The 4,924-nt window shown below is 34.5% G+C and carries 6 protein-coding genes and 1 pseudogene; 5 read left to right on the top strand and 2 right to left on the bottom strand.

Annotation, left to right across the window (positions count from 1 at the left end):
• Positions 1 to 249: pseudogene (locus BZ25_RS02415) on the top strand (hypothetical protein); the annotation flags it as partial.
• Positions 250 to 470: 221 nt separating this feature from the next.
• On the opposite strand, the gene BZ25_RS10350 reads toward BZ25_RS02415, so the two are convergent.
• Positions 471 to 1,001 (bottom strand): hypothetical protein, encoded by a 531-nt coding sequence (locus BZ25_RS10350; protein ID WP_199676833.1) that lies wholly within the window; start codon positions 999 to 1,001, stop codon positions 471 to 473.
• 2 nt (positions 1,002 to 1,003) lie between these two features.
• A complete protein-coding gene (locus tag BZ25_RS02405; RefSeq protein WP_121567260.1) occupies positions 1,004 to 2,263 on the bottom strand; it encodes an AAA family ATPase in 1,260 nt (419 codons plus the stop codon).
• A 497-nt stretch (positions 2,264 to 2,760) separates the two neighbouring features.
• Between BZ25_RS02405 and BZ25_RS02400 the strand changes: the two genes are divergently transcribed.
• From BZ25_RS02400 to BZ25_RS02385, 4 genes are all read left to right on the top strand, one after another.
• Positions 2,761 to 2,991, top strand: coding sequence for a hypothetical protein (locus BZ25_RS02400; protein ID WP_233552343.1), 231 nt, complete (start codon positions 2,761 to 2,763; stop codon positions 2,989 to 2,991).
• A gap of 463 nt (positions 2,992 to 3,454) precedes the next feature.
• The gene (locus BZ25_RS10635; protein ID WP_370038129.1) at positions 3,455 to 3,577 is read left to right on the top strand and encodes an Rpn family recombination-promoting nuclease/putative transposase; all 123 of its coding nucleotides are present in this window, start codon (positions 3,455 to 3,457) and stop codon (positions 3,575 to 3,577) included.
• Positions 3,578 to 4,477, top strand: coding sequence for an Rpn family recombination-promoting nuclease/putative transposase (locus BZ25_RS02390; RefSeq protein WP_370038126.1), 900 nt, complete (start codon positions 3,578 to 3,580; stop codon positions 4,475 to 4,477).
• A gap of 198 nt (positions 4,478 to 4,675) precedes the next feature.
• Positions 4,676 to 4,924 (top strand): Rpn family recombination-promoting nuclease/putative transposase (locus tag BZ25_RS02385; RefSeq protein ID WP_147429934.1); only part of this gene is annotated, 249 nt, incomplete at its 3' end.

Raw genomic sequence — 4,924 nt, 5'->3', positions numbered from 1 at the left:
ACATTAGAAGAGATAGCAAAAAGAGACAGAGAAAAGGCTAAATTGGAAGGTGTAAAAGAAGGTGAAAGGAAAGGAAAACTTGAAGAAAGAAAAGAATTAATCATAGAAATTCTAAACCAAAGGTTTGGAGAAGATTTCGATAAAAGTTTAGAAGAAAAGATCAGAAAAGCAAATGAAGAAACTATAAACCAAATAAAGAAAAATATTCTTAGTATTACATTAGAAGACCTAAAAGAAATATTGAAGTAGTTGTAGAAGGTAGATTTTTGAGTATTTAAAATAGATATCACTCCTCTTTTTTGCTTTAGGAGGAGTGATATCTCTTTAATATTTTTATTAGCGTCCTTCCCCCGCTCCCCACCCGTGAGGAAAAGGATATTTTTATTAACGCCCTTTCACCATGTAACCCACCCGTGAGGAAAAGGAATTGTTGCACCTTTAAACTACAGCTCGCCCGCTGCAGCTGCGCCTTAAACTTCGCAATTATGCTTGTCAAGAAAATACCTGAAGGATGTATTTCTGTGCTTTCCTGTTTCTATGTTAAAGCACTTTAGAATTTCTTGCATGAAATCTATCTTGGAATCGAACTTTCTTGGGATTAAATTATTAAATTGTTCTTTAGTAACATTGTCTGTAGCTTTTGAATAACGAATGCCAAGCCTTTTAGAAGACTTATCATCTAATACGGCAAGGTACCAACTTTCTATTTCTCTTATTACAACTATTATCCTATCTTTGTCAATCTCCTTGAATTTACTTTGTATATATTGTTTTCTTGCTGTTACACATGGTGTACGGTCAATATCTGATACAAAGATATAATCCGCACTCAATGCTTTAATGCTTTCAAGAAATTTACTAACCTTCTCCTTTTTCTGTTGTGCATATTTCCATACTTTAACTAATTCGTATTTCCCCTCAAAGAGAGGAGTAATTATTTTCTCAAAGAATCTTTTATCATCGTCCCCTTCGACGAGAATGTATAACCTTTTATAGGCCATGATTATGCCTCCAGGAGATCTTGTACATAGAGCTCTTCAATTCCTATCTCATTTTTTAAGAATGTTTTTACCTCTTCTTTCTCAACAGGTCTGGAAATGGTGGAAAAGCCTTCTTTATCTCGAGAGATAAGCAGAATGCTTTCTAAATCTGTATGCCTCACCATCTCCGGGTTGTGGGTGGTAACAATAATTTGCTTCTTCTGTGATGCCTCTTTCAACATCTGCACAACACCGGAAATAAGAGATGGGTGTATATTTCTTTCGGGTTCTTCAATTATAGTTAGTAATTTTTTTTCAAAATATAAGGCAATAATCAGGGCTGTAATATTTATGGTTCCGTCGGAAATCAAAGGAGCAGGCAAGTATTGATTTTGAGCATATACTTCTTCCAATTTAAAAAGTAACGACTTGTCAGCAAATTTCTCTATATCCAGTTTGTTTACAAAAGGCAAAAGGTTCCTCACTAAGTTAGAGAGTTTCCTTTCCTTTTCCTTGTCTTCTAAAATGTTTTTGAGAACGATGGCTAAATTCTCGCCGTTTTCTTCCAATTCCATCTTTCCAGTAATTGGCACTGCCTTTTTAGGAAGCTTAGGGTCAAAATCGTATATTGAAATACTACTGAAAATTGCCTCTGATGGAGGAAATATGAATGGGAATAAAGGAAGTTCGATGAGAAGGGTTTTGGGTGGTATTTTTTCTTCTCTTAAGATTCGTGGGAATACATCATCCTTTGTTATCGGCAACTCAGGGGGTAACTTTAAGTCGACCTTAAGTTTCCCCTCAACGTTGGAAAAAAGAATCTCACCTTCCCCAAGTTCTTCTTTGCCCTTTGTCTTTTCCTTTGGCCTTTCTAATCTAACGAATTTACATTTCTGAGTTATTTTGTCCTCAACAATTTTAAATCCCGACCCTGTCTTATTAAAATTAATAGTAAACTTATAAATCGTTTCATATGTTATCATCCCTAATGGCCCTTTTTCTTTCTTTTTTATCGCTCTTCTAAACTCTTGATCAGAAACAACTTCTAATGAAAAATCCTCGGACGGACCAATATTTATATTCCTGAGATATTCACTGCCCCCTTGCATAGAAATTGCATTATCCAACCCATGCTTTACTATATCCCTTAAGAACTCAAAGATCCGTATAAAATTTGATTTTCCAGAAGCATTAGCACCAATTAGAAGATTAAACTTTCCTAATTCTACTTCTAGATCTTTGAAACTCTTGAAATTTTTCACTCGTATTCTTTTTATGGCCATGGCTTAACCTCCTCTGCCTAATCATATTATATCAAAATTTCTCTTATTTTTTTCAAACTTTATGGGCACGGGCAAAGCCTTCCCACCTGCTGGGTTAGGGACCCCGCAAGTCCCTTCCATAAAAGGGAAGGCAGCGCAGCGAAAGGGTAAAGGTCCTACTTCCTTTTGAGTGAGGAGCGGGGTGAAAGGACAAAAGAATCTTTTCCTTATGGGAGCGGAGCCGGATAAGGGCGTTATTAAGGCCCTTTCCTAATAAGTTCAGAGCGGGGTGAAAGGCCACTAACAAAGATCCTTTTCCTAATGGGTGGGGAGCGGGGGAAGGGCGCTATAAAGCTCATTATACAGAAGTTATGTGATAAAATAGCACACCTTCAAAAAGAAATGATATAATTAAGTTAACAGAGAAAACTCTTCACTAATTCTATGGGCGGGCAGCGGGGCGAAGGGGCGCTATAAAGCTCATTATACTTGAGTTAGAAGAAATGGGGGTGCCAAGAATGGACACATTAGAAGAAATATCAAAAAGGGAAAGAGAAGAAGCTAGATTGGAAGGTAAACTTGAAGGAAGAAAAGAATTTGAAATTAGATTGCTCAGCAAACGATTCCGTAGAAGATTAACTAAAGAGTTAAAAGCTAAGATAAGAGAAGCAGACGAAAAGACGATAGATTACATAGGGGATAACTTGTTAGAGATAAGCATAGAAGAATTAAAAGAAAAACTGAAATAGTTGTAGAAGGCTGATACTAATATCAAGTATAAGGTTTATAATTCTGCTTTTAAAAAATATCACTCCTTTGTTGTGATGGTTTCAATGAGGAGTGATATATTTTTGTCTCCTGACATTGGATGTTATGACAGAAGATTTATTCATGCCTGTTTTAGAATTCTTACGTTTTTGTAACTGTCAAATTTGCCTATTGGCTCTATTTTGGCTCAATTGGCTCTATTTTGGCTCAATTGATAATATATTTGTCTTTTAGCTTCCCGCTGCATTATAACTATTCCTTTATCAACAAGATTGCGAAGATCTCTTGTCGCTGTTGGTTTTGATGTTTTATTTAACTCTTGATACGGACGAAGGGCCGCTAAAACTCATTATATATAAGTTATATGATAAAATAACACCTTTCAAAAACATATGGTATAATTAAGTTGAATAACACAAATCTAACAAAAAAGCGAGGTCAAAGATGAGTGAATTAAACAATCCACACGATGCTTTCTTCAAAAAACATTTTGGTAACATAAAAATAGCTCAAAATTTCTTAGAAAACTATCTACGTTTGCTGCTTTGTGCAAACGATTTTTTTTAAATGATTTTGAATTTGGACTTGATTTCGGGGATCTTAAGGGGCAAGCCCCTTAATGATTACAGCTATGTGGATGAAGATTTAAAAGAAAGTCACTCAGACATGTTGTACAAAACGAGAATAAATGGAAAAGATGGATACATATACATTCTCTTTGAACACAAAAGTTACAACGATCCTCGTGTACTTCTACAACTTTTAAAATACATACTCAGGATATGGGAGGAAAAATACAACACTAAAACGAACAAATTACCTATAATAATACCACTAGTAATATACAATGGAGAAAACAAGTGGAATATAGAGACCAAGTTAATAAATCTCATAGAAGGAATAGAAGAGTTACCAGAAATAATGAAACAATACATACCCACTTACCAATATGAGATATATGATTTCTCACCGGAAGAAAAATTAGGTATAGTAGGGTTAGCAAATTTAAAGGCGATATTACAAACGACAAGGGTGGCAAGAGTAAGAAGGGGAGAAAAGTTTGATGAAGAATTAAGAAGGGCATTTGAACTTCTTGTTGGGATAAAAGACAAAAAGACGTTTAATGAATTATTTGAATCGTGTATGTTGTATTTAATGTATACAAGGGACGATATAAACATAGAAAAGGTAAAAGAAGTAGCAAAAAAGGTAATGGATGAAAGGGGTGAATTGATAATGACGATAACAGAAAAGTTAAAGAATGAAGGAATGGAAAAAGGTATTGAAAAAGGTAAACTTGAAGGAGAAAGAGAATTAATCATAGAAATTCTCAATCAAAGGTTTGGAGAAGATTTCGATAAAAGTTTAGAAGAAAAGATCAGAAAAGCAAACGAAGAAACTATAAACCAAATAAAGAAGAACATTCTAAGTATTACATTAGACGAACTAAAAGAGTTATTGAAGTAGTTGTAAGTAGACGAAACCCTCCCCTCTTCCTTAATAGTAAGGAAGTGAGATCTAAGGAGCTGCAGGTCATTTCCTTAAATGGGCGGGCTGTTAAGCGAAGTCCTTTTCCTACTTCTTTAGAAGGGTGGGTTACGCCTTTCAAAAACATATGGTATAATTAAACTAGACAACCAAAAAATAAACCAAAAGGAGAAGCTTATGTCTAATCCAATAAAAGATTCGATATTCAAAGAATTATTTGAAGACAGAACCGTATTCTATGACTTTTTAAAAGCCTTTCTACCAAAAGAGATAACAAAACAAATAAAAGAAACAGATTTAAAACGTGAACAAACTGAACTAATAGGCAAAGACTTCTCCATCAAAAGATCGGACATACTATACAAAATAGAAAAAAGAAACGGTCAAGATATATACATATACTTATTGTTAGAGCATCAAAGTAAA

Origin of the sequence: Petrotoga sp. Shatin.DS.tank11.9.2.9.3 (assembly GCF_003665005.1) — a bacterium.
Lineage (GTDB): Bacteria > Thermotogota > Thermotogae > Petrotogales > Petrotogaceae > Petrotoga > Petrotoga mobilis.
The sequence above is the reverse complement of the archived record's forward strand: the minus strand, read 5'-3'. Positions and strand labels throughout refer to the sequence as shown.